This is a genomic window from Microbulbifer elongatus (assembly GCF_021165935.1).
GTDB lineage: Bacteria > Pseudomonadota > Gammaproteobacteria > Pseudomonadales > Cellvibrionaceae > Microbulbifer > Microbulbifer elongatus.
The window spans coordinates 2927837-2950355 of sequence record NZ_CP088953.1 but is presented as its reverse complement, the minus strand read 5'-3'; the positions used below and the strand labels follow the sequence as shown (position 1 = coordinate 2950355).

Here is a 22519-nt window from a genome sequence, read left to right as displayed (position 1 = left end):
TATGATTTCGTTTCCTCTCCAGGTCACTCTAGAGCAAGCGGCGCTGGTGGGCGTAGCGGTGGTACTGTTGGTGACCATCTCTGCGTGGGCTGGTCGCGCCACCGTCTACCGGCGGTTGCTGGCGTTACAGGGGGAGCATCAGGTGGCTCAGGCGCAGCTCGCCAGCAGCCGCGAACAGGCTTCCCGCCACGAACTGGATATCCAGCAGTTGCGCTCGGAACTGGAAGCCAAATCCAGCCAGCTGGCCCGCTATCAGGTGCTGGTGGAGAAAGGGGAGGCCGCCCTCGCCGAGCAGAAGCAGCAACTCGAACAAACCCGCGCCAGCATGGCCCAGCAGTTTGAGAATCTGGCCAACCGTATATTCGAAGAGAAGCAGCAGGCCTTTCAGCGCCGTAGCGAAGACAGCCTGCGCAAGAGCCTCGACCCGCTGGAACGCCAGTTGGGGGACTTTCGCAAACGGGTGGAGCATGTGTATGACCGCGAGAATGCCGAGCGCAATAGTCTGATGGGGCAAATCAAGGCGCTGCGTGAGCAAACCCAGCGTATCAGTGACGAAGCACTCAACCTCACCTCCGCACTCAAGGGCGACCGCAAGATTCAGGGCAACTGGGGCGAAGTCGTGCTGGAGCGCCTGCTGGAAGAGTCCGGCCTGCAGAAGGGGCGTGAGTACGAAACCCAGGTCAGCTTTACCAGTGATGGCCGTCGCCGTCAGCCGGATGTGATCGTGCGTCTGCCCGAAAACAAAGACCTGATCATCGATTCCAAGGTGTCGCTGGTGGACTACGAACGCTATGCGTCGGCAGAAACCGACGAGGAGCGCGCTGCGGCCCTGAAACAGCACGTGAATTCACTGCGCGCCCATATTACCGGCCTCAACAAAAAGGCCTACGAACAGCTGGAAGGCGTGCGCACTCTCGACTTCGTGTTTATTTTTGTTCCGATCGAAGCCGCCTATATGCTCGCCATGCAGGCAGACCCGGAGATGTTCCGGTTTGCCTATGAGCGTCAGATTGTTCTGGTCAGTCCCACCACCCTGATGGCGACCCTGCGCACGGTGGAAAATATCTGGCGTTACGAAAAGCAGAACAAGAACGCTGAAAAAATTGCCGATGAAGCGGGTAAGCTGCACGACCAGTTTGCCCTGGTGCTGGAATCCCTGGACAACCTCGGCAGCCGGATCCGTCAGGCCGATGAGGCCTATCAGGAAACTTATAAACGCCTGGCGACCGGTCGCGGCAACGCGGTGAAGCGTATCGACAGTCTGCGCAAACTCGGCGCCAAGACCCGCAAGCAGATTGCAGCGGACCTGCGAGAGAAAGCGGAAGACAGCCACAAGCTGCCATCACCGGAACAGGAGCGTGCGCTGGCTGCCGAGAGCGAAGCGGAATAAGTTTTGGACGCGATTTTTGAAACGTTTTCTTTCGCCCTCGCAGTCACGGCGCCGATTTTTCTCACGTTACTGGTGGGCTACGGTCTTGCCCGGGTCAGGCTTCTCAGCGAATCGTTTGTCGACGACGCATCAAAACTGGTGTTTCTGGTCACCCTGCCGGCGCTGTTGTTTTTCAACATTTTTGGATCCGATGCGCACCTCGCTGAGGAGTGGCCGCTGCTGCTGGCGGGGTTGCTCGGTACCATGCTGACGGTTCCGCTGGCCTGGGTGGTTGCGCGTCCGCTGGCGTATGGTGACCGCAGCGCGTTTATTCAGGGGGTCTTCCGCGGCAACCTGGGTATCATCGGCCTGGCGTGGGCGGCCAATGCATACGGCCCTGCGGGGCTGGCGCAGGCCGCGCTGCTGATGGCCGTCATCACCATTTTTTACAATATCGCTGCGGTGGCATTGTTCGCGGTGTATTCCCAGAAAGCCAGATTCAGCTGGCGCAAGCTGCTGACGGATATCGCCAAAAACCCACTGATTGTCGCCATTGTCGCGGCGCTTGTGGCGAAGGCGGTGGGTTTGAAACTGCCGCAAATGGTCGTTCAGACCGGGGAATACCTGGCGTCCGTGACCTTGCCGCTGGCACTGCTGTGTATCGGCGCTACGCTGGATCTCAGCATGCTACGGCGCAGTTCGTTCGCGGCCTTTGCCGCAAGCGCGTTTAAATTACTGATCGCGCCACTGGTGCTATTGGGGGCTGGGCTGCTGTTCCGTCTGGACGCCCAGGCGATGGCGGTGCTGTTCCTGCTGGCAGCAACACCCACGGCCTCTGCGTCGTTTATCATGGCGCGCGCACTGGGGGGCAACAGTCAGTTGGCTGCCAATATCATTGCGATCAGCACGTTATTTTCCATTGTTACCGCCAGCCTCGGGTTGGCCCTGTTGAAGGTAAATCTCCCATGACCGAAGTACCCGTGTGGACCCTGGTAGTTGCCGGGCTGATTATTCTCGTGCTTTCTGCCATCGCCACCTATTACTGTCTCGAACTGCGCACCGCCCGCAAGCGTCAGGCCCAGCAGCTGGCGGAGCTCGAAGCAGCAGCCGATGCGCAGCGGGAGCGGGTAAACAATAGTATCCAGATCATTGCCAAAACCCTGCTGGAAGAGGGGGTTGGGCTGACAGAAGCCTCCCTGCGTATCCGTGTGCTGCTGGATTCATTGCAGGTAGATCCGACGGTGAAAGAGGAATTTGTCGCGTTTTATAAGGTTGCCGATAAAACCAGTCACATTCCGATACTGGAAGACTGGAAAAAACTCTCCCGCAAGGAGCAGTTTGCATTCGAGAAAGAGATGCTGCGGATTGAGGGGGAATATCGGGACTTCGCACTGGATGCGGCCAAGCGGATCTTGGGGCGGAGTTTTTAATAACGTTGAGAGAAACCGGTCGGGTTCGGTGTGGCCGGATACCGGCCTGCGCCGGTATGACGACTGTCATTCCTTCACCGAGTCATCCCGGACTTGATCCGGGATCCAGCTGTTCCGGGCTTTACTATTAGCCCTTTACCTTTTCACCAGCAAAACCCCAGACTCCGTATGATCCGTATACGGAAATTGGTCGAAAATCGCAAAACGCGCAATGCGGTGGGTTTTGGTCAGTTCTGCCAGATTCTCCAGCTGAGTCTCCGGGTTGCAGGAGATGTACAGAATACGCGGAAAGCGCGCGATCATCGCGCAGGTATCCGCGTCCAGCCCGGCACGGGGGGGATCGACCAGTACGGTGGAAAACTCATAGCTATCCAGATCAATATCTTTCAGGCGTCGGAACGGCCGCACCTTGTCGATGGCCTGGGTAAATTCTTCACTCGATAGGCGCACAATGGCCAGGTTTTCCACGCCATTGGCCGCGATGTTCTCCTGCGCGGCGTTTACCGACACTTTGGAGATCTCGGTGGCAAGTACCTGACGGAAATTCTCAGCCAGTGGAATGGTGAAGTTGCCATTACCACAGTAGAGCTCGAGAAGGTCAGCGGCCTGGTCTTTACAGCAGCTCTTGGCCCAACCGATCATAGCGCGACAGATTTCCCCATTGGGTTGAGTGAAGCTGCCTTCCACCTGCTTGTACTGATAAGTGCGGCCGTGGATGTCGAGCTTTTCGATCACGTAGTCCCGTTCCAGCACCACCTTCTGCTTGCGCGAGCGGCCGAGAATCGGCACGCCCAGCTTCTTCTGCAAAGCGCGCGCCTCCGCTTCCCACACTGCATCCAGCGGTTTGTGGTAGATCAGTGTGATCAGCGCATCACCACTGAGGGTGGTGAGGAATTCGGTGCAGAACAGGCGCTTGCGCAAGGTTTCACTGGCATTGATCGCCTCCAGTAACGGCGGCATCAAGGCGTTGATCCGTTCAGAGCCCACGGTAAACTCTTGAATGACAAACGGCTTTTTATATTCCCCCTGTTTGTACATGGCGTAGTCGACGCGGCCACCTTCCTGCCACATTTTGAACTCGGCGCGCAGGCGGTAGTGGCTGGGCGGCGAGGGGAATACTTCCGGCTCCAGAGTGGTATAGGGGGCGTAGGCGTCCCGCAGACGGGCCACTTTCTGGTCCAGTTGTTGCTGGTAGTCGTCGGTGTTTACGCGGTGGAGTGCCATGTGTGAAGCCGTGGTTGTTGAAAATGTTGCTGCGGGACCGACCGAATCCCGGTCGGGGAGTGTCGGGGCGCGGATTATAGCGGAAGCGGCCTCCAGATAAACGGTTGCCAGAAGATACAGACAGGAGACAGGGTATGGCGCTTGGTAAGCTGGAAATTGTAGTGAATGGCCAGGGGCTGCACGAGTTTACCGCGGACGTAAACCGCTGGCTGGCCGGTCAGAATGTATTCGGCAGCGGCCTGTGCACGCTGTTTATCCAGCATACGTCGGCGAGCCTGCTGATTCAGGAGAATGCCGACCCCAGTGCGCGGGTGGATCTGGAAAACTGGCTGAATCGCCTGGTCCCGGAAAGTGATCCCCTCTATACCCATACACTCGAGGGGCCGGACGATATGCCGGCCCACATCAAAGCCTCCCTTACCGCCTGCAGCCTCGGCATTCCGATGCAAGACGGTCGCCTGTTGCTAGGGACCTGGCAGGGGATCTATCTGTGGGAGCATCGACACCACCGGGGTACCCGCAACGTGATTGTCCAGGTTTAGCGCCTGGGTATTGCGGGACCCCTTCGGTCAAAAGCGGTGTGTGAGAAATGTGGTTTCTTTGCGGGCTTCGGAGTCACCGTTGATAAACCGGAACACCAGGGTCCGCTTGACCGGTTGTGGGATGGTCGCGCATATACGATAGGGTAGCCAGTTCGCACTGTTCTCGGAAAGGTCTATAGCCGGTGGGCCGAACAGTGTGAACTCTGCCGGCTCCGCCAGTGTGACCAGGACGCTGTTAGATTGTTTCTGATACCCCTCTACCTTGATCTGGTAGTGATTGCAGACGGTGTTCCGGTCCATTTGCCGAAACAGCGCGGTGCGATCGCGCCGAATTTCGATCAGCAGCTCGGTGGTATCGGTGAACCCGAAAATCACTCCGGCAAATGCACTCACCATAACAAGCGCATAGCCGGTGAGCCTCGGGCGGAGAACCCGGCCAGGCTGCCCCTGTAGCCGGGACTCCGAAGTAAAACGGATCAGCCCCGGCGGCCGCCCGAGCTTTTTCATCACCTGGTCACAGCCGTCAATACAGGCGCCGCAATCAATGCAGGCCGCTTGCAATCCATTGCGGATATCGATGCCTGTGGGGCAAACCTGCTGGCAGATTCCGCAGTCGACACAATCGCCAGCGCTACCGTCGCCTTTTCGGCGGCTCACGCGGGGCTCGCCGCGACTTTGGTCATAGCTGACGGTCTGCGTATCCGCGTCGAACATCACACTCTGGAAGCGCGCATAGGGACATGCGTGCAGGCAGATCTTTTCACGCACCAGGCCGGCATTGAGGTACGTCAGCAGTGCGATGATGCCTATCCAGGCCGCAATATCGACGGATAGCTGAAATTGTGCGCTGGCGTTAATAATTTGCCGAATCGGTACAAAGTAACCCACAAAGGTGGCACTGGTGGCGAGCGCCAGGGCGAGCCAGAGCAGATGCTTCACCAGGCGCCGGCTCGCCAGCCCACCCGTAATGGGCTGGCGAGCCTGGCGCGCGCGGGTGTGCGCGCTGCCCTCGGTGATGTTTTCGATGCGGATAAACATCCACGTCCATATGCTTTGCGGGCAGGCGAAGCCACACCACACGCGGCCCCAGGCAACGGCGACAAAGAACAGAAGGGCCGCGGCGGCAATCAGCAGGCCCGCCAGCAGTGAGAGGTCGCGCCAGGAAATGGCATTGCCAAAGAGCAGGATACGGTGTTGCTCAAACGAAAACAGTAGCCAGGGTTCCCCGTTCGACTCGATCCAGACAAGGGAAAAAAACAGAGCCAACAGGGGCCAGCTGGTCAGCCTGCGTACATTCTGAAACCGGCCTTCGGTGAGCCGGACGTGCAGTTTGCCTTCTGGCGCTGGTATGTCCTGCACCACAGGGATTTTTTCCATCGTGAGTCATCCACAACAAGTTTGCCAGGGAGGCTACCGGTCAAACGCGAATGGGGTCAGGTATAGAAAAAATAAATATAATGGGTACAGATTGGCGACCGCCTTGGGGGCGGGACGCGAGACAAGCCAGTGGAGACGGCCGGTATGGGAATACAATTCCGCTACGAGGCACTGGAAACGTGGCTGGAGCAGGGGATTCGCGAACAGCGCTGGGGCAGTGGCGAGCGATTGCCGTCTATCCGTGCTCTGTGCCGTGAGCACGGGCTGTCGAAGGCCACGGTACAGCACGCGTTGCAACGACTCGAATCTCGAGGGCTGATTGAAACACGTCCGAAGGCCGGTCACTTCGTTGCGGTTCGTCCGCTTAATGTTGCGCAGCCGGTGAGTCGTGCGCGTATCGAGCCGCCGCGGCCGGTTACCGTGAACGAGCTGCTGCTGGATATCATGGGGCGCAACGCCGCATTTGATCTGTTGCCTGCATTGCATGAAACGGCTCCACCTCCGGGCATTGTCGCATCGAACCGCGCGATTGCCCGGGCATTGCGCCGGCCGTCCCAGGGCAGCTATCAGTATTACGATGCGCCTGCTGGTGACATCGGGTTGCGGGAGCAGCTTACGGTTGGCATGGCGCGGCGCGGCTGCCGGCTTGGTGTCGATGCGCTGTGCATCACGTCCGGCTGCCAGAATGCCCTTTTTCTCGCATTGATGGCGAGCTGCAGCCGGGGGGATATCGTGGCGGTTGAGTCGCCGGGGTTCTACGGTGTGATGCAACTGCTCGAGCATCTCGAGCTGCAGGTGATTGAAATACCCTCTGCGGTCGATTGCGGAATGGATCTGGAGGCGCTGCATGCGGTGTTACAGCGCTGGCCGGTCCGTGCCTGTATCGTATCGCCATCGTTCGCTACACCCGGTGGGGCACTGATGCCGGATGCGGCCAAACAGCGGTTGCTGGCGCTGGCGGATGAATTCGATCTGGCAGTGATCGAAGATGACATTTATGGGGATACCGGCTTTACGTCGGTACCCGATCCCCTCAAGGGGATGGACCGGTATCAGCGTGTCATTCTTTGCAGCTCCTTCTCAAAAAGCCTTTCCCGGGATTTGCGCCTGGGCTGGATTTCCGGCGCGCGGTGGCACGACAGAATACTGCAGATCAAACTGGTTACCCAGCTGGCCGGCAGCCGCTCGGTGCAACAGGGTGTCGCCGCCTTTTTGGCGGATGGCGGTTATGCAGCGCACCTGCGTCGCGAACGGGGCAGGTTGCGGGAACAACGTGATCAGTTGCGCACAATGCTGGATGACTGGCCTGGTGATGTCCGCGTCAGTGTGCCCGATGGCGGGCTTGCGGTATGGGTTGAACTGCCAGAGGGAATTGACACACTGGCGGCGTATTCACGAGCGCTGGCGCAGGGCGTGGTGATCACCCCCGGCCCTCTGTTTTCTGCATCGGGTCAGTTTGGGAATTGTCTGAGACTCAGCTTTGCACACCCCTGGAGCCAGGCGCGCCGGCAGGCACTGGCGGTATTGCCAGAAATATTCGGCTTAACACCGGCCAATGGCGGTGACGAGCGCAGGCCTGCTTAAAGACAGTTAGTGGGCTTGGGAAGGCCCGCAATCTTGCTGCCGATTTTTGCCGGGCTCGGAGGGAAAAGTTTCATCAAGTGAATACTGCGGCCTTTGTCGGGCCCGAGATGCAGCCCGACGTACTTCACCAGTGGCCGCATTGCCGGTGACAGCTCGAACTCCCGATAGAAATCCTGCAGCAGTCGCAGGATTTCCCAGTGTTCTTCGGAGAGCTCGATACCTTCCTGCTGCGCGATTGCCTGGGCTATCTCCGGACTCCAGTCATCCAGGTTGCGTAGAAAACCCTCTTTATCCAGGGGGATCTCCCGCCCGCCGACCACCAGTGTTGCTGTATTTTCCATAGGTAGGCCGCCCGTTTATCTGAACCAGCTGACAATCGGTGTGTGTTGCACACAGAGGGTCACCCATTGTTGTTCATCGATGGCTTCGACGCCGGTGGCAATGGTAATACCCCGCGCTTCAGCATCGGCGAGCAATACGAACACATTGCGCGACGGAAGTGGATTCGGGGCACCGGTCTGCGCGGCGTAAACACCATCTTCGATCAGCACCAGAGCGTCGTCTTCGGCAAACGCGTTCAGACAGTCGCGCAGTGCGCTGTCTCTGTGGGGTGACTGGTTGACGATATGTAAGGTCATGTCAAAAACTCAGAACCTGATCGAAGCGGCGGATAAAAGCGCCGATGTCTTTTTGCAGTTGCACTTCGGCGCCACTGAGCTGAAATTCTGCCAGCGACAGACCGCGCTCAGTGACACTTTTCTCGCAAATATGTATCTGATCAACGCCGAACATGGGGAGTGCCTGCAGATTGCGGAACAGATTTTTTTCGTCAATGGCGGCCGGGTTCTGCGGCAGCAGCTGATATACCCCGTCATTGATAAACAGGACTTCCGGAGTCTGATCCATGGCGGCGCAGGCAAGCACTGCTTCGATGCCTTCTCGGGCGAGGGTGGTCCCGTAGGGCGCATGGCGACAGAGGGCGAGAATGGATTTTGTCACGATATCAGCCTCCAAAGCTCACCAGGCGGTCGCTCAGTGCGGTGGCTTCCGCCAACTGTCCGAGGCCGGCCAGGGTAAATCCGTCCGCAAGATTTGCCGCAGGTTTTTCCAGGCGGACGGCTTCACTGTCGCTCAAGACCCCGCGGCGCTGGGCGGCGGCGATACAGATTGTAAGGTCGAGCTGGTGGGACTGCTGCAGGGCTTGCCACTGGCCGAGAAGATCCTGTTCGTCCTGTGGCGGGCAGGCCAGGGCGTTGCCATTGTGAATGCCGTCCCCGTAAAAGAATACCCGCAAAATGGAATGGCCCGACGCCAGCAGCGCCCGGGTGAAGCGCAGGGCGGTGGCGGCGCTCTGAGCACTGTGCGGGGCACCGTACACCACGAGGGTAAATTGCATGGCTTTTATTCCTGGTAAAGCGGGAATCGGACAGAAAGCGTACCGATAAAAAAATGCCCCGCAGAGCGGGGCACCGTTTGAACCGGATCAGTGCGCTGATCAGTCGTCGGATGCGAAGCCGAAGATGTGCAGCAGGCTGGTGAACAGGTTCAGAATGTTCAGGTACAGGGAAGTGGTTGCCATGATGTAATTGGTCTCGCCACCGTTCACGATACGGCTGGTGTCATACAGGATGAAACCGGAGAACAGCAGGGCAATCACGCCGCTCAGGGCAACGCTCGCCAGTGGCATGTACACACCGAAGAAACTCGCGATCATCATGCCAATGGCGCAAACCAGTACCGCGATCAGCCCCACGAACAGGAAACCGCCCATAAAGCTGAAGTCTTTACGGGTGGTCAGCACATAGGCGGACAGCGCAAAGAAGATCAGCGCGGTGGTGCCCAGTGCCTGCATAACCACCTGGCCGCCACCGGCGAGACCGAGGTAGTGGTTCAGCATCGGGCCCAGAGAGGCGCCCAGCAGACCCGTGAACGCAAATACCACACCGACGCCGGCGCTGGAATTGGCGGTGCGCGGTAGCACGAACCAGATCAGGGCAAGTGCGCCCAGGGAACAGATCAGGCTCATGCCACGGCCCATGCCGATGGCCATGGAAACACCGGCAGTGACTGCACTGAACAATACAGTCATAGCCAGCAGTGCGTAGGTATTACGCAGTACTTTGGCGGATTCCGAGCGGTCCAGCGCTCGGGACTGTGTGTAAACTTCGGGCTGCATTAGCGTCTCCTGCTAGTGAATATAGAATCTGTTGGGATCATATAACCAGCGCTTTAGACCTTCAAGTAGGCGCCAGGTTCTGTGAATGTCCAGTACTTGGTGAAATATAGCGTGCATTGGCGCTATACCGGAAACGTTGTGTTCGCGCCGCGGGTCTTCCATCGCACTGCCGCTCTTTCCCCATAGATGGGGGCGTCCCGGTGAAATGCAATAGCGTACGGCCCCCCGTCGCGGACCGCTCAGGCGTCGCCCACAGGAACCTTCAGGTCGACGATCAGCGGCAAGTGATCGGAGGCCAGACGTGTCAGTTCACTGCGCGGTACCTGTACGTCGGTTACCGTAAGCGCCGAATCCACGAACACATAGTCGATACGTGCTTTCGGGAGGCGGCTGAAAAAGGTGCCCTTGGGTTTATGGCCGGGTAACTGTGTCTGCGCATCGTCCAGCACCCGGGTGATCGCGCGGATTTCCGAGGCATTGGGCAGGGCATTGAAGTCACCCACCAGAACCCGGGGTTTCGTGCACTCCGGATGTCCCATCCATTCGGGGCCCAGCAGAGCATCAATCTGGCGCTGCCGTTCCCCCTTGGACAGTCCCAGGTGGGTATTGAACAATTGTACACGGGTGCCGTGAAAGTCGAGTTCCACCCACAGGGCGCCGCGGGGCTCCGCAAATTTTTGTGCCCGGGAGCGTTCCGGTGGGCCGGGCAGGATGTCTTTTTTGACCAGGCGTATGGGCAGTCGTGTCATGATCGCGTCGCCGTACCGCTCGTCTTCCAGATGCATGGCGGGCTGGAAGTGACAGTCCATGGACAGCAGTCTGGATATCTGGTGCGCCTGATCCACGCTCCCGGTGCGCTGCCTGCGCACATCCACTTCCTGCAGCGCGACGATATCCGGTGAGTAGCGCGCGATAACCCGGGCGATGCGCTCGGGGGACAGTTTTCCGTCCATGCCTTTGCAGATATGCACGTTATAGGTCATCACCCTCAGTGTCCGCTGGCGCTGATCCTCCTCTGCGCGATGGCCCTGGTCCGCCGTGCTGATGGGCGCGGGTGTTGCCGGAGCCTTTACCGGCACCTTTACTGGCGCGGCGACAATGGGCGTTTTCAATTTTTGCGCTGGCTGCGCGCGCAAGAAAGCAAACGCTGCGTTGCGCATGTCCCGGGGGCGCCAGTGGCCACGACCGTCATCCGGAAAGTGGATATCGCCGGGCATCAGGGCAAAACCATGGGTTTCCTTGCGGCTCGCGCCGCCGTGGCTACCGCACTCAATGGCGAAGGTGAGACTTTCGTTGCCGGCACACCAGCCACTGGCGATAAAGTCTCCGGCTTCCGGGTGTCGGCAAAGGTGCGCCAGGTCCTCGATGGCCTCATCCAAAAATGGGTGGTCGTCACCGAGCACCCGCTGCCCGTCTTCCGGGAGTGCGAATGCACCTTCCCGCCACCAGCCTTTAATTTTGCGCAGTTGCTCGCCGTTCGCACCGGTGACGTATTCACTCTGGTCCGCGTAGAGCACCATGGGTGCCTTGGCTTTTTCGACCAGGGCGCGGGCGATGGTTTGTTGGGGGACATCCCGGCAATGAATGTTGTAGAGGAGTGCCAGTGGCCCCATGGCGGACAGGGCCATGGGGGCATCCTGATTGCGCTGCTCGTCGTCCGACTTCACCGGGAACAGCTTCTGGATCCACTGTCCACCGAATAGACGTACCCGCTGCAGTTGCACCCCGCGGTTGGAACCGGAGGACGGCGAGCCCGGACTTTGTTGCAGGTCGGACAATGCCTCACCCACTGCGTCTGCGAAGCTTCGGCCGTACCGGTCCTCATAGGGGATGGTGTCATCCTGACCGTGGTCGGAATAGATCCACACATCGTAATGACGGCGGGAAGACCGGTGTGCAGCGCGCCAGATGCGGGCAACCGCATCGTCGATGCCCTTCAGGGTCCAATGGGCGAACTTTGAGCTGGGTCCGCGCCGGTGGGATTGTTCGTCATACCCGAGCAGGTTGACGTAGATGATCGGCAGTCCGCGGGCAATATCAATTTTCACCCCGACCGTGGAAAGTTCGCGCATCAGAATGGTGATGGCGATGCGCGTCGGAATAAACATCAGCTCGCGCACGAAGTCCTGGCCCTTGGTCAGGCCGCGGAAAAAATCCACAATCGACAGGACCAGTTCGAGCAGAAGCAGTCCGATTGTACGTATCAGGCTCCACAGGTTGGCGAGCACCATGGCGATCAGGGCGAGCGGGCCCGCTTCTTTGAGGGACGATCCCCAGCCTTTGGAGGCGGGGCAGAAGTGCGCCTCATCATTTTCTGCCCCTCCACGAAATGAGCTGACATAGCAGCTGCCGCCCTTTAACAGAGGCTGATGGCCCTCATCCAGCAGGCGCTGTTCCACTTTGTTGGCCCCGTGGGACTCGTACATGCGCAACATTTCGTGGGAGTCAGCGGACATAAACCCGAACGCTGGTACCGCCGCCCGCACACCGTAGAAAATTTCTGCCTGTACGGCAGGGGTTGTCGCTGGCACACCGGAATACCAGTGATCCACGTGATAGTGCTCACGCTCAATCAGTTTCTTCAGAAACGGCAGCTTGCCTTCGGCCATCGCGCGCTCGAATTGCGGTCTCGCCAGACCATCAATCTGGATCAGCACCAGTGCCGGCGCATCCGGCTCCCGTTCATTAATTTGCAATTTCATCATGCGCGCCAGCCATTCACTACGGCTGACGCGGCGGCGCCAGATTCGGAGGCGGGTGGCAATTCGAGTTAGCATTCAGGCCCTTTCAGCTCGCGCTGGATTCAGAGTTTACTTTTTCCGGTATTTTCCAGCGCGGCGCTGGCAGCGCTGGTCACACCTTCGAGGATTTCCCACTGTGCACCGATGGTGTTGCGCAGGCGCATCCATTGCGCGTAGAGCGAGTCATCGACCGGCCAGTGCTGGTGCACCAGTGACTGATAGTGGGAGAGGGCAGCTTTCGCACAGTTTTCCATGGAGTAGCGCTCGGCTGTTTCAAGGGCGCCAGCACAGAGGCCCCGGTAGGCTTCCGGCGACTGATCCTGGACCCATTGCAGTCCGCCAATAAATTCCCGTTGGCAGTGATTGAGAATCAAACGGCCATTGAAACGGTCATCCACTACTTCGCGGCAGCCACTGGCATCCAGTGCCACCACCGGAACGCCGGCGGCCATGGCCTCGGTCAACACCATGCCCTGGGTTTCACTGGTGGAAGAGAAGCCGAAGACATTCATTGCACTGTAGGCATCCCGCTGGGCTTCGCCCTGTAAAATGCCCGTGAGATGCAGTCGATCTGCCAGCCCCGCGTCGCCAAAAATACGGGTGATCCGTTCCTGTGCCGGGCCGCTGCCCACCACCATAAAGTGCACGTCTTCGTTGCGCCGGGCAAACTCAAGCACGGCGCAAGACAGGAACGCCAGATTCTTTTCCTCAGCCAGGCGCCCCAGATGCCCCACCACAAAGGCATCCGGGGGAATACCGTATCGGGCGCGGGCAGCAGCGCCATCACCGTTGCGGTAATCCGCCAGCTTGACCCCGGTGGGCACCACCTGGATTGGCGACTTCACCCCCCGCTCACGAAGTAACGCTGCGACACTCTCGCTGGGGGCGAACACCATGCTGGCCAGATTACTGTATCGGGTTGCGAGCTCGATCACGAAACGCTTGAGGGCCTCTGAATCAGCCGGTACATAGTGGGTGTAGCGTTCATACAATGTGTGGTGCGTAAAGATCAGCGGTAGCTCGCGGCTGCGGGCAATACGCAGTGCCGTCATCCCGAGTAGAAAGGGGTGGTGGGAGTGCACCAAATCCGGTTCGAAAAAGTCCAGTTGCTCGGTGAGTTCACCAGATAGGGGCAGTGCTACGGAAAAGTCGCTGCCATTGAAATTCTGGATTGCCGGAATACGTACCACATCTTTTTCATTGTCGATTTTTTGAGAAAACTCCGGTGCCACGATCAGCACATTGTGCCCCTTTTTGCGATACTCCCGGCAAAAGGCATCCACCGAGCGCGCAACACCGCCAACGTGGGGCAGGTAGGTGTTGGTGAGCATGACGATATTCACAGAGGTCTGAGCTCCATCATTTCGGTGTCGGGGCTTGCGGATTCTGCGCGAAAGCCAAAGGCGCGTATCTCGATTGGCGGTGCGTCGCGGTGCCACTTTCCTTTCCAGGAAACACGCGGCTTTTCCCCGGGGATAATTTCCAGAGAAATGGTACCGAAATGCGTGGGTGCGGGGCCAAACCGTAGCGGGCGCTGGGCATTGGTGTCGCTCAGCCACTCCGGCGGCAGGCCGGAAGCGAGGATCAGAGTTTCACCTTCTTCGCGTACAAAGCAGTTGCGCTGCATGGTGACCCATTCCGCCGCTGCCCAGGCATGTTGCCCGTCGCCCATACAGCCGCCAAAGGAGTGCGGATGTATTGCCTCCGGCCATTGACCCGTTGGTGTGGCCAGCTTGGCGACATTGCGCATCAACTCGATACAACGCGGGTCTCCCGCGCGTAACAGTATCTGAGCCACGTGAATGGTCAGGTAGGCGTTGATTCCGGAGTGGATCATATCCTGGAAAAAACCGCCGGAGACAAAGCACTTGTCCAGCAGGAATTCCGTCAGGTCCAGAAGTCGTGGATCGTCCGCTTCATACAGTTTCAGCGGGTAGCCCGCTGCGATGGAGCCGATGGCACCGGCATCCAGTCGCCGCTTGGGGGAGGCGGGCATGGCGGGGCGGCCGAGGCGTTCGGCGCAGCCTTTCAGGGTTTCGTCCACCGTCAGCAGAAAGTCGTCGGCATGATTTTGAAAAATGGCTGCATCTTCCGCGTGGTCTTCCCGTTCACAGATTGCCACCGCTGCCTGTTGGCCGGCGATACCCCAGAAGTCATCCCAGAAATAGCAATCATTCGGGCCGAGGTGCTCGGCACTGAATCCTGCCGGTAGCAGGCCGCCGGTCAGGCTGCCGTCCTTTGGTTGCCGCTTGTTATGGATCCAGTGCGCGCCGCGCAAGACCGGGTCCAGCCACTCGGATTTGAGTTTTCGATTGGTGATGCGGCAGTACTGGTCGATGATCCAGAGTGCCTCGCCGTTGGAGTCCCATTCACCGTCCTGAGAGTGGAAATAGCCGTTGCGTTTCTGTCTCGATGGAAACCGTTCCAGGGCCCGCTCGGCGCGTTCCAGCAGGCCGGCGTGCAGCAGCGACTGGATCATGAATGCGGCATCGCGAAACCAGAACCGCTTGTAGGTGTAAGGGCCGGGGTAAACGTCGTGCGGCGAATGCAGGATCAGTGTCCGCACTGCTGCATCGTACATAAACTGCATCTGTGCATCGGGCACTGTCATCGCACAGTGTTGATCCAGGTTGTGCTTCCAGCCGGCGGGTGCATTGCTCTGGTTCAGTTTGCAGTGCTGGGGAATGGTGACCAGTGTATCCAGTGTCTTGCCGGGCTCGATGCGGAACAAGGCGGCGGCAGTGGCCATGCCCACTTCGCACTCTGCGTGATTTTCGTTGCCCTCGTCGCGCAGGTAGAGTGAGATATCGCCTTTCTTGTAATCCGATGCATGGTGGCGGTCTGCCGCGCGGTCAAACAGAATGCGATCCTTGCCATCGACCAGCCATCGGTCGCGGCTGCTTTCGAGGGTGACTTTGTGAATGAACGCGACGCCCTCGGGATTACAGGGGCGCAATGTCACCACCAGCCAGCCACCCGTGCGGTGGGTGGCTTTCAGTTGCATATGGCAATTGTTGGCGCGTTCATCAAGTTCAGCCCAGACCCGGCTGCTGAGATTGCACGTCTCATTGCCGGACTCTGTGACGACCGCGACACCGCCCTCCAGGTCGAGCTGCTGGGACACATCGTCCCGCTGCGAGGGGTAGAGATTTTCCCCGTCGTCACCAATGATCCAGGTATCAATGGACCACCCGTCGTAGTGGGGCGTCAGTAGCCCGCGCGGATCCACGATGGGCATTTCCTCGCTGCCGGGAACGCCTACGGCGGTCCAGTTGCGATGGCTGAGGTTGCAGTGCGTAATGGAGAAGGCGCGGGGGATGAATGAGATATCCGCAGGGTCGAATTGGCGCTCGATCCAGTAGGGCCATACCCAATCCAGATTGTGCTGGATTACCTTGCTGTTCATCAGTGCCCGCGCGTGAAAGACCACTCCCGCGCGCAGTAATTCGATGGGTTCACTGACTTCAGAGGGTTCGGCAAATCGCTGCAGTCGCGCCATCACCGTGAGCGGATCGAGGAATCCGTGGGCGGTAGCGAATTTGCGGACGAAGAACCGCCAGGGAAGCCATTTCATCCAGGGCATCAAAGTTCTCCTTCATCGATTTTCTGATCAATTTTCTGATTGAGTGCGCGCCGTGCCATGCGGGTCAGTCCGATGATCGCAATGACTGCCAGCAGAAATCCGAGGCCGTACAGTGTCCACTCTGTCGGCGTCCGTGCACTGCGCTCACTGCCAATACTGGCGAGGTCCGCAGCGATCGACCCCACATAGACGTTGTTGACTGTGATGGGAATAATGCCGATGAAGTTCCCGATGCAGAAATCGCGAAACCGGACCGGCGTCAGGCCAAAGAAGTAATTGGACAGCTTGAAGGGGAACAGTGGCACCATGCGGGTCAACATGATCATGCGCCAACCTTCATCCCGTAAAATCTCGCCCAGATTGGGCGGTTTGACTTTTGAGAGTAGCCAGTTGGATGCCCGCTCACCGAGCAGGTAGCGGGAGATCAGGAAGGCAATCGCGGCGCCGAGTACCGTTCCAAGCACGACATACACCGTGCCTTTGATCACGCCAAACACAAAGCCGGCTCCCATGGTAAAGATGACACCGGGAAACAGGCAGATGATGGCCAGCGCAATCACCAGGATAAACCAGATACCCGCCTGCCAGCCGAGGGTGTCCATCCACTGCATCAGCTCGATAAGACGGTCATCCAGGTCAAAATAGTGGAGTATCGCCAGTACCATACCCACGGTAACCGTGCAGATGACCAGTAACCAGATTGGTGAGAACTTCACGCCATATTGTTCCGCTGGGCCCGTACGTTCGGAAGCCGGATGACAAAAGATCGGCCGGGGTGGACAAATTTGTACTTCCTATAGCCTAGCCAAATCGGTGACGGCCGTGTCGACAACGGCAAAGCGCCATTACTTCCGGGAATGGATGGCTGAAGCCATTATTCAGATTCTGCTTAAGGCCACAGCCAGAGTAGTGCTCCCCCGGAAATCAGCGGGATCGCAAAGAGCACGGCTACCCTGCGGAGCAGCTGGCCCCCGCCGAGTACCCCGGCAGCGCCCGCTTTGAACACGAGATTGGCCAGACTTGCGATCACCATTGCCCACCACGCGGTATCCACCTGCATAGAGCCGGATCCCGCCAGGTTTGCTGTGGACAGGGTGATGGCGTCTACATCCGTGAATCCGGAAATCAACGCGACCACATAAATCCCCTGGTTGCCAAAGTAGTCTTTGGCGGCGGCAATGGCGAGCAACACCAGGGCGTAGAGCGCACCAAAGATCAGTGCCGGTTTGAGTTCCGCACGGTTGCCGGGTTCCGGCATGCTGCCCTGGCGCTGACGGTTGTGCAGAAAGGCGAGGGCACAGACCACCAGGTTGATCGCAAACAGCAGCGCCAGGGGCGGGAGGAAAGAGGCGAACTTGCGCGGCGCCACCACCGCGATCTCCACAAACATCCGAATAAACATGCTAGTTGACGCAATCAGAATCACCAGTGCCGCCAGTTCCACGGCTTTTTCTTCAGTGCGTGCCAGGCGCGCATAAGCGACGGTGGTGGCGGTTGATGAAATGAGTCCGCCAATCAGGCCACTCAACAGTGATCCGGCCTTGGCCCCCACCAGCTTGTAAGCGGCATAACCGCCAAGGCCAATCCCCACAATCAATACCACCAGTAACCAGATGGAAAAGGGGTTCAACACGTCATAGGGACCAAAGGTGCGATTGGGCAGGACCGGTAGAATGATCAGAGAAAGCACCGCAAACTGCATAATGGAGCGGAGGTCTTTCTCGGAGAGCTTCTCCGCGAATGCATGCATCCCGGGTTTGAAATGCAGCAACACGGCGATAGTGCCACCGAGGGTGACCGCCACGGTTTTATCGCCCAGTACGATATATGCGCCCAACAGGAAAATCAGCAGGGCGCTCACTTCGGTGGTGATCCCGGCGCTATCGTCAATACCGCGCAGTCGATCAAGGTTGCCAAGTAAAATTAGCCCGGTCATTGCCAGCAACCCGGTCAGCAGTAGCCAACTCATGCCTCCACTGAGGCTCAGGTGCGCGGTCAAGGCGCCAAACAGTGCGATAAGAGGAAAGGTGCGAATGCCACCCAGTCGGTCGGTGGTGCGCTCTCGCTGGAGGCCGATCAGCAGGCCCAACCCGAGCGCAATGGCGAAGGCGACGATGCTTTCGGTGTCCAGCAGCGGTGTCGTTGTGGTTGAGTTGTCTTCCGGTGTAGGCATATTGAAGTGAAATCTGTATATCACTTCAGTGTAGAGGAAGGGGATCATGCCAAGCGGTCGTGGCCAGTGTCTTGGATGGCGTTCGCTGGTCTCCGAGGGCTGCGCCCGCTCCGGCTCGAACCGGGGTTCTCTTCTAAATCTACCCCACCGCCATACGCAAAAAGCCCGACTGTTTCCAGTCGGGCTTTTTGCGTATGGCGGTGGGGCAGGGATTCGAACCCTGGGACCTGTTACAGTCAACGGTTTTCAAGACCGCCGCTTTCGACCACTCAGCCACCCCACCAAATTGTGCTGCGCATTATACCGGGCTGTTTTGCGTGTACAAGTGCGCAGCCAATTTTTTTAGTAACTTCAAAGGGTTAGCTGCAATTTTGAACAGCTAACCCCGTGACGGTTAGTTACCCGGTGCACGCCGCAATCAGCTTGCCTCTGCCGAGTTACTGGTTTCTTCCGTGTCGCGTTTTACCCGAGGGTCATTGGCGGGACGGGAGAGGGCGCGCGGACTGTGCTGAATGTCAGCCGGTTGTGCTGTGTCCAGTGGGCGCAGTTCCCCAACTTCCGGGCGTTTGGTTTCGATCTGCAGATCAACCAGCGGCTTCGGGTTGAGGCGCGGGTCATTACTGGCGCGGCTCGGCTTGTCGGTGGTCGGCACGCTGGCGACCGGCTGGGCGGCTGCACTGGGCTCCGCGGTTGCGGTTTCCGGTTCGGCTGGTGCTTCTGCGGACGCTTCAGGCTCAGCTTGCTCCTCTGCGGGGCTTTCTTCCGCCTCGGCGGCAGCCTGTTCCGCTTCGGACTCGTCGGTGCTTTCGGCTTCGGCCGCCGGTTTTTCCTCCGCCTGCGCTTCGGGGTCAACTTCTTCGCTGCGTGCCGCGGCGGTTTTTTCCGGGGTTTCAGCGAGGAAGTCACCTTCCGCGTGGGTTTTCGGCGTTGCGGCCTGTGGCTCGGCTTCTGCTACCGGTGCTTCTGCTGCCGGCTGGCTGGTAGTGTCCGCAGTGGGTTCACTGTCCGCTTCCGTAGCTTTTGGCTCTGCCTTTGAGTCCGCCTTGTCCGCAATACGCTCTGCGCTTTCCGCCCATGGGGAGGCCGCTTTCGGTTGCTCCTGCTGGGTTTCAGGTTCGCTGTGCTCCTGCTTCGGCTTGCGCTGCTGCGGCGCCTTTTCCCGCTTGCTGTCGCTACCGGATTCAGCGCGTTCTTTGCGGGAAGGGCGCTCGGCTTTTGCGCGCACTTCCTGCTGTTCGCCTTCCTGCTCACTGGTCTCGCCAGCGGTACGGCTGTCGCGATTGTCCTGTGGTGCCTGCTGGTCGTTGCGGTTTTCACCACCACGACGGCCACGACGGCGCGGTTGCGGGCGGCCGCGGACATTGCTGGGCCGGCGAGCCGGACGTTGCTGATCTTCTCCGGAATCGGTGGCTTCCGCGGTTTCCAGGTTGGTGTTTTCTACATCGGTAGACGCCACCTGCTGATCATTGCGGCGATCCCCGCCACGGCGACGACGACTGCGGCGCTGACCGCCCTCGCGACCTTCACGATTTTGCTCGCGATTATCCTCACGCTTCTGATCGCGGTTGTTGTCACGGGCGGTTTCGCTGCGACGTTCGGCGTCGTCGTCCCGGCGCTTGTCTCCGCGCTTGCCGCGATTGTCGTCTTTGCGGTCTTCGCTGCGCTGGTCGTCGCGGCGATTACCGCGACCACCGCGGCCACGTCCACGGCCGCCCCGTTGATTGCGGTTGCGCTGCTGGTAGTTTTTGCCCCGGCCTTTGGACTTCTTGTGCTTCTTGCGGTCGTCCTTCTCTTCTTCGCCGCTGAACAGGGCGGAGATGGCGCTGATCAGGCGGCTGAACAGTCCCGGCTTCTCTTCGCCTTTGTCGCTCTTGGCCTTCGGCTTGGGTTTGGCAACCGGCGTCGGGGCGGGGGCGGTATGGGCAATTTGTTGAACCGCAGGCTGGGCAACCGGGCGCAGCGGCTCGTCGTCGCTCTTGTCTGCGGCTTCTTCGAGAGTGCCAGCGATCTTGTAGGACGTTTCCAGTGTGGTGGAGTCGTCGTCACGCAGGCGCTGTACTTCGAAGTGCGGAGTCTCCAGATCTGCATTGGGTACCACCACAACACGGGTGTTGTTGCGGGACTCGATATTGGAGATGGCCTTGCGCTTTTCGTTCAGCAGGTAGGTGGCGACATTCACTGGCGTGATCGCACGAATCTCTGCACTGCGTTCTTTTTTCGCTTCCTCCTCAACCAGGCGCAGGATGGAAAGCGCCAGGGATTTGGTGCCACGAATGGTGCCCTGGCCACTACAGCGGGGGCAGACACGGTGGGTGGTCTCGCTCAGAGAGGGGCGCAGGCGCTGGCGGGACATTTCCAGCAGGCCGAAGCGGGAGATGCGTCCAACCTGAACCCGCGCGCGGTCCATGCCGAGCGCCTTTTCCATACGCTTTTCGACTTCGCGCTGGTTGGACTTGTTCTGCATGTCGATAAAGTCGATGACCACAAGGCCACCCATATCGCGCAGGCGCAACTGGCGAGCGATTTCGTCCGCGGCCTCCAGGTTGATGTTGCGCGCAGTCTCCTCGATGTCGCCGCCTTTGGTGGCGCGGGAGGAGTTGATATCAATGGAAATCAGCGCTTCGGTCACATCGATGACAATAGAGCCACCGGAGGGCAGCTTTACTTCGCGCTCAAAAGCGGTCTCGATCTGGCTTTCAATCTGGTAGCGGTTGAACAGCGGAATATTGTCATCGTAGAACTTCACCTTGTTGGCGTAGTTCGGCATTACCTGGCGGGCGAACTCTGCGGCCAGCTGGTATGCACCCTTGTCGTCAACAATGACTTCGCCAATGTCATCGCGCATATAGTCGCGGATCGCGCGGATGATGACGTTACTTTCCTGGAACAGGAAGTGGGGCGCTTTGGACTCGTCTGCTTCTTTCTTGATTGCGGTCCAAAGTTGCAGCAGGTAATTGAGGTCCCACTGGAGTTCTTCACCGCTGCGGCCTACACCGGCGGTGCGCACAATGATCCCCATACCGGAGGGTACTTCTACGCTGGACAGTGCATCGCGCAGGTCGCTGCGCTCATCACCTTCGATACGACGGGAGATACCGCCGGCGCGGGGGTTGTTCGGCATCAGGACCAGGTAACGGCCGGCCAGGCTGATGAAGGTAGTCAGAGCAGCGCCTTTGTTGCCGCGCTCCTCTTTGTCTACCTGCACGATGACTTCCATGCCTTCCTTGACCACATCCTTGATCTTGATGCGGCCTTCGATGTCTTTTGGCTGTTTGTTGAAGTATTCGCGGGAGATTTCTTTCAGGGGCAGGAAGCCGTGGCGTTCGGCGCCGTAGTCGACGAAGGCCGCCTCCAGGGAGGGTTCTACACGGGTGATTTTACCCTTGTAAATGTTGGCTTTTTTCTGTTCGCGGGTGCGATTTTCGATATCCAGGTCGTACAGCCATTGGCCGTCGACCAGTGCAACGCGCAGCTCTTCCGGCTGGGTCGCGTTTATCAGCATTCTCTTCATGCGTTGGTTTTTTCCTTGCGGTTTGCGCAAAGGTAAAACACCGCTGAAGCTCGCAGACGTTGGTGGTACCGCCGTGGAGGGACCTTGGGCCTGTGTTCGGCCAGGTGTACACGGCTGCCTCGTATGCCGCCCGCGCAGGGGGTGCCTCCAGATTGGGCACATCTGCCGGGTACATATCGAAATAACTCAGAATACCCCTTGTTGTCCGGGTGTATTCAGATCCTGCCAGTCCGGCCCAGCGTGATTCTTTGGGCGGGTCCTGGCTACTTGCCGGGTAGGGCAAGCATGGGTCACATCTTTTCGCTCCGGGGCCGGCTCGTGGCTGGGCCCTGGGTTTGGTCTAGTAGTTGCCGGCGGCGCAAGGATGGCATTGAGCATCACAGGCGGGGGCCGGGGGCCAGTTCGGTCGCTGGCGCACAATCTCAGAGCGAGATGTAACGAGTCGAGTTTGTTCCAAGCGCTGCGGGCATCGGCCCGTCTTACCTTCGCAATAATCCCGTATGTCGTCGGGTTGGGGTCGGCGAGAGCTTCAGGAGAGGCGTTTCTGTACGCCCTTGGCACCGTCTTGCGACGCGCTCTCGAAGGGTCTCACCGACAAAGTTTTGTTGATAACGCGGTATTCCGCGCACCGGCCGGATTGGCGGTATTTTCTCAAGAGCGGCACCTAGGTTTTTTTATAGCAGAAAAACCGTGCACCGCCGAAAACCGGCCCCAATTCAGGCCGGCGGAATATACCACGGTCGCTATGGGGCATCAATCGAGGGGGCAATTATCGCGCTTCAAATGGTTGGGGTGTGCGGCTATCATGC

Annotated in this window: 18 protein-coding genes and 1 tRNA gene; 5 read left to right on the top strand and 14 right to left on the bottom strand. The window is 59.0% G+C overall.

What is annotated here, in order from left to right:
• Nucleotide 1 precedes the first annotated feature (1 nt).
• The 3 genes from rmuC to LRR79_RS12110 are packed head-to-tail and all read left to right on the top strand — an operon-like array spanning nt 2 to nt 2799.
• Nucleotides 2–1390, top strand: a complete 1389-nt coding sequence (gene rmuC / locus LRR79_RS12120) for a DNA recombination protein RmuC (protein WP_231757464.1) — start codon at nt 2–4, stop codon at nt 1388–1390.
• Nucleotides 1391–1393: 3 nt separating this feature from the next.
• Complete coding sequence (locus LRR79_RS12115) at nt 1394–2338, top strand: AEC family transporter (protein WP_231757463.1); 945 nt, start codon at nt 1394–1396, stop codon at nt 2336–2338.
• The gene (locus LRR79_RS12110) at nt 2335–2799 is read left to right on the top strand and encodes a DUF2489 domain-containing protein (RefSeq protein WP_231757462.1); all 465 of its coding nucleotides are present in this window, start codon (nt 2335–2337) and stop codon (nt 2797–2799) included. The genes LRR79_RS12115 and LRR79_RS12110 overlap by 4 nt, the downstream gene beginning before the upstream one ends.
• 135 nt (nt 2800–2934) lie before the next feature.
• Here LRR79_RS12110 and trmA read toward each other — a convergent pair whose 3' ends face one another.
• Nucleotides 2935–4023, bottom strand: a complete 1089-nt coding sequence (gene trmA, locus LRR79_RS12105; protein ID WP_231757461.1) for a tRNA (uridine(54)-C5)-methyltransferase TrmA — start codon at nt 4021–4023, stop codon at nt 2935–2937.
• 134 nt (nt 4024–4157) lie between these two features.
• Between trmA and LRR79_RS12100 the strand changes: the two genes are divergently transcribed.
• The gene (locus tag LRR79_RS12100) at nt 4158–4565 is read left to right on the top strand and encodes a secondary thiamine-phosphate synthase enzyme YjbQ (protein ID WP_231757460.1); all 408 of its coding nucleotides are present in this window, start codon (nt 4158–4160) and stop codon (nt 4563–4565) included.
• 27 nt (nt 4566–4592) lie between these two features.
• Here LRR79_RS12100 and ccoG read toward each other — a convergent pair whose 3' ends face one another.
• Entirely contained in the window at nt 4593–5942 is a 1350-nt protein-coding gene (ccoG, locus tag LRR79_RS12095; RefSeq protein ID WP_231757459.1) for a cytochrome c oxidase accessory protein CcoG, read from the bottom strand.
• 144 nt (nt 5943–6086) lie between these two features.
• Here ccoG and LRR79_RS12090 point away from each other — a divergent pair, with 144 nt between their 5' ends.
• Nucleotides 6087–7526 (top strand): aminotransferase-like domain-containing protein, encoded by a 1440-nt coding sequence (locus LRR79_RS12090; RefSeq protein ID WP_231757458.1) that lies wholly within the window; start codon nt 6087–6089, stop codon nt 7524–7526.
• Here LRR79_RS12090 and LRR79_RS12085 read toward each other — a convergent pair.
• The 12 genes from LRR79_RS12085 to rne form a co-directional block, all read right to left on the bottom strand.
• The gene (locus LRR79_RS12085) at nt 7523–7867 is read right to left on the bottom strand and encodes a TusE/DsrC/DsvC family sulfur relay protein (RefSeq protein WP_231757457.1); all 345 of its coding nucleotides are present in this window, start codon (nt 7865–7867) and stop codon (nt 7523–7525) included. The two genes, LRR79_RS12090 and LRR79_RS12085, sit on opposite strands and share 4 nt — an antisense overlap.
• Before the next feature lie 15 nt (nt 7868–7882).
• Complete coding sequence (gene tusB, locus LRR79_RS12080; RefSeq protein WP_231757456.1) at nt 7883–8164, bottom strand: sulfurtransferase complex subunit TusB; 282 nt, start codon at nt 8162–8164, stop codon at nt 7883–7885.
• A gap of 1 nt (nt 8165) precedes the next feature.
• Nucleotides 8166–8525, bottom strand: a complete 360-nt coding sequence (gene tusC / locus LRR79_RS12075; protein ID WP_231757455.1) for a sulfurtransferase complex subunit TusC — start codon at nt 8523–8525, stop codon at nt 8166–8168.
• A gap of 4 nt (nt 8526–8529) precedes the next feature.
• Nucleotides 8530–8922, bottom strand: a complete 393-nt coding sequence (gene tusD, locus LRR79_RS12070) for a sulfurtransferase complex subunit TusD (protein WP_231757454.1) — start codon at nt 8920–8922, stop codon at nt 8530–8532.
• A gap of 99 nt (nt 8923–9021) precedes the next feature.
• Nucleotides 9022–9702: a Bax inhibitor-1/YccA family protein gene (locus LRR79_RS12065; RefSeq protein ID WP_231757453.1), complete on the bottom strand. Its 681-nt coding sequence runs from the start codon at nt 9700–9702 to the stop codon at nt 9022–9024.
• Nucleotides 9703–9941: 239 nt separating this feature from the next.
• On the bottom strand, nt 9942–12479 hold the full coding sequence (locus LRR79_RS12060; protein ID WP_231757452.1) for an endonuclease/exonuclease/phosphatase family protein: 2538 nt from the start codon (nt 12477–12479) through the stop codon (nt 9942–9944).
• A gap of 26 nt (nt 12480–12505) precedes the next feature.
• Nucleotides 12506–13786, bottom strand: a complete 1281-nt coding sequence (locus tag LRR79_RS12055; RefSeq protein WP_231757451.1) for a glycosyltransferase — start codon at nt 13784–13786, stop codon at nt 12506–12508.
• Nucleotides 13783–16026: a hypothetical protein gene (locus tag LRR79_RS12050; RefSeq protein ID WP_231757450.1), complete on the bottom strand. Its 2244-nt coding sequence runs from the start codon at nt 16024–16026 to the stop codon at nt 13783–13785. The genes LRR79_RS12055 and LRR79_RS12050 overlap by 4 nt, the downstream gene beginning before the upstream one ends.
• Nucleotides 16026–16742, bottom strand: coding sequence for a TVP38/TMEM64 family protein (locus LRR79_RS12045; RefSeq protein ID WP_231757449.1), 717 nt, complete (start codon nt 16740–16742; stop codon nt 16026–16028). The genes LRR79_RS12050 and LRR79_RS12045 overlap by 1 nt, the downstream gene beginning before the upstream one ends.
• A gap of 173 nt (nt 16743–16915) precedes the next feature.
• Nucleotides 16916–18199, bottom strand: a complete 1284-nt coding sequence (locus tag LRR79_RS12040) for an MgtC/SapB family protein (protein WP_231757448.1) — start codon at nt 18197–18199, stop codon at nt 16916–16918.
• Nucleotides 18200–18394: 195 nt separating this feature from the next.
• Nucleotides 18395–18482, bottom strand: a tRNA-Ser gene (locus LRR79_RS12035).
• A 135-nt stretch (nt 18483–18617) separates the two neighbouring features.
• Nucleotides 18618–21710, bottom strand: coding sequence for a ribonuclease E (gene rne, locus LRR79_RS12030; RefSeq protein ID WP_231757447.1), 3093 nt, complete (start codon nt 21708–21710; stop codon nt 18618–18620).
• Between the last annotated feature and the right edge of the window lie 809 nt (nt 21711–22519).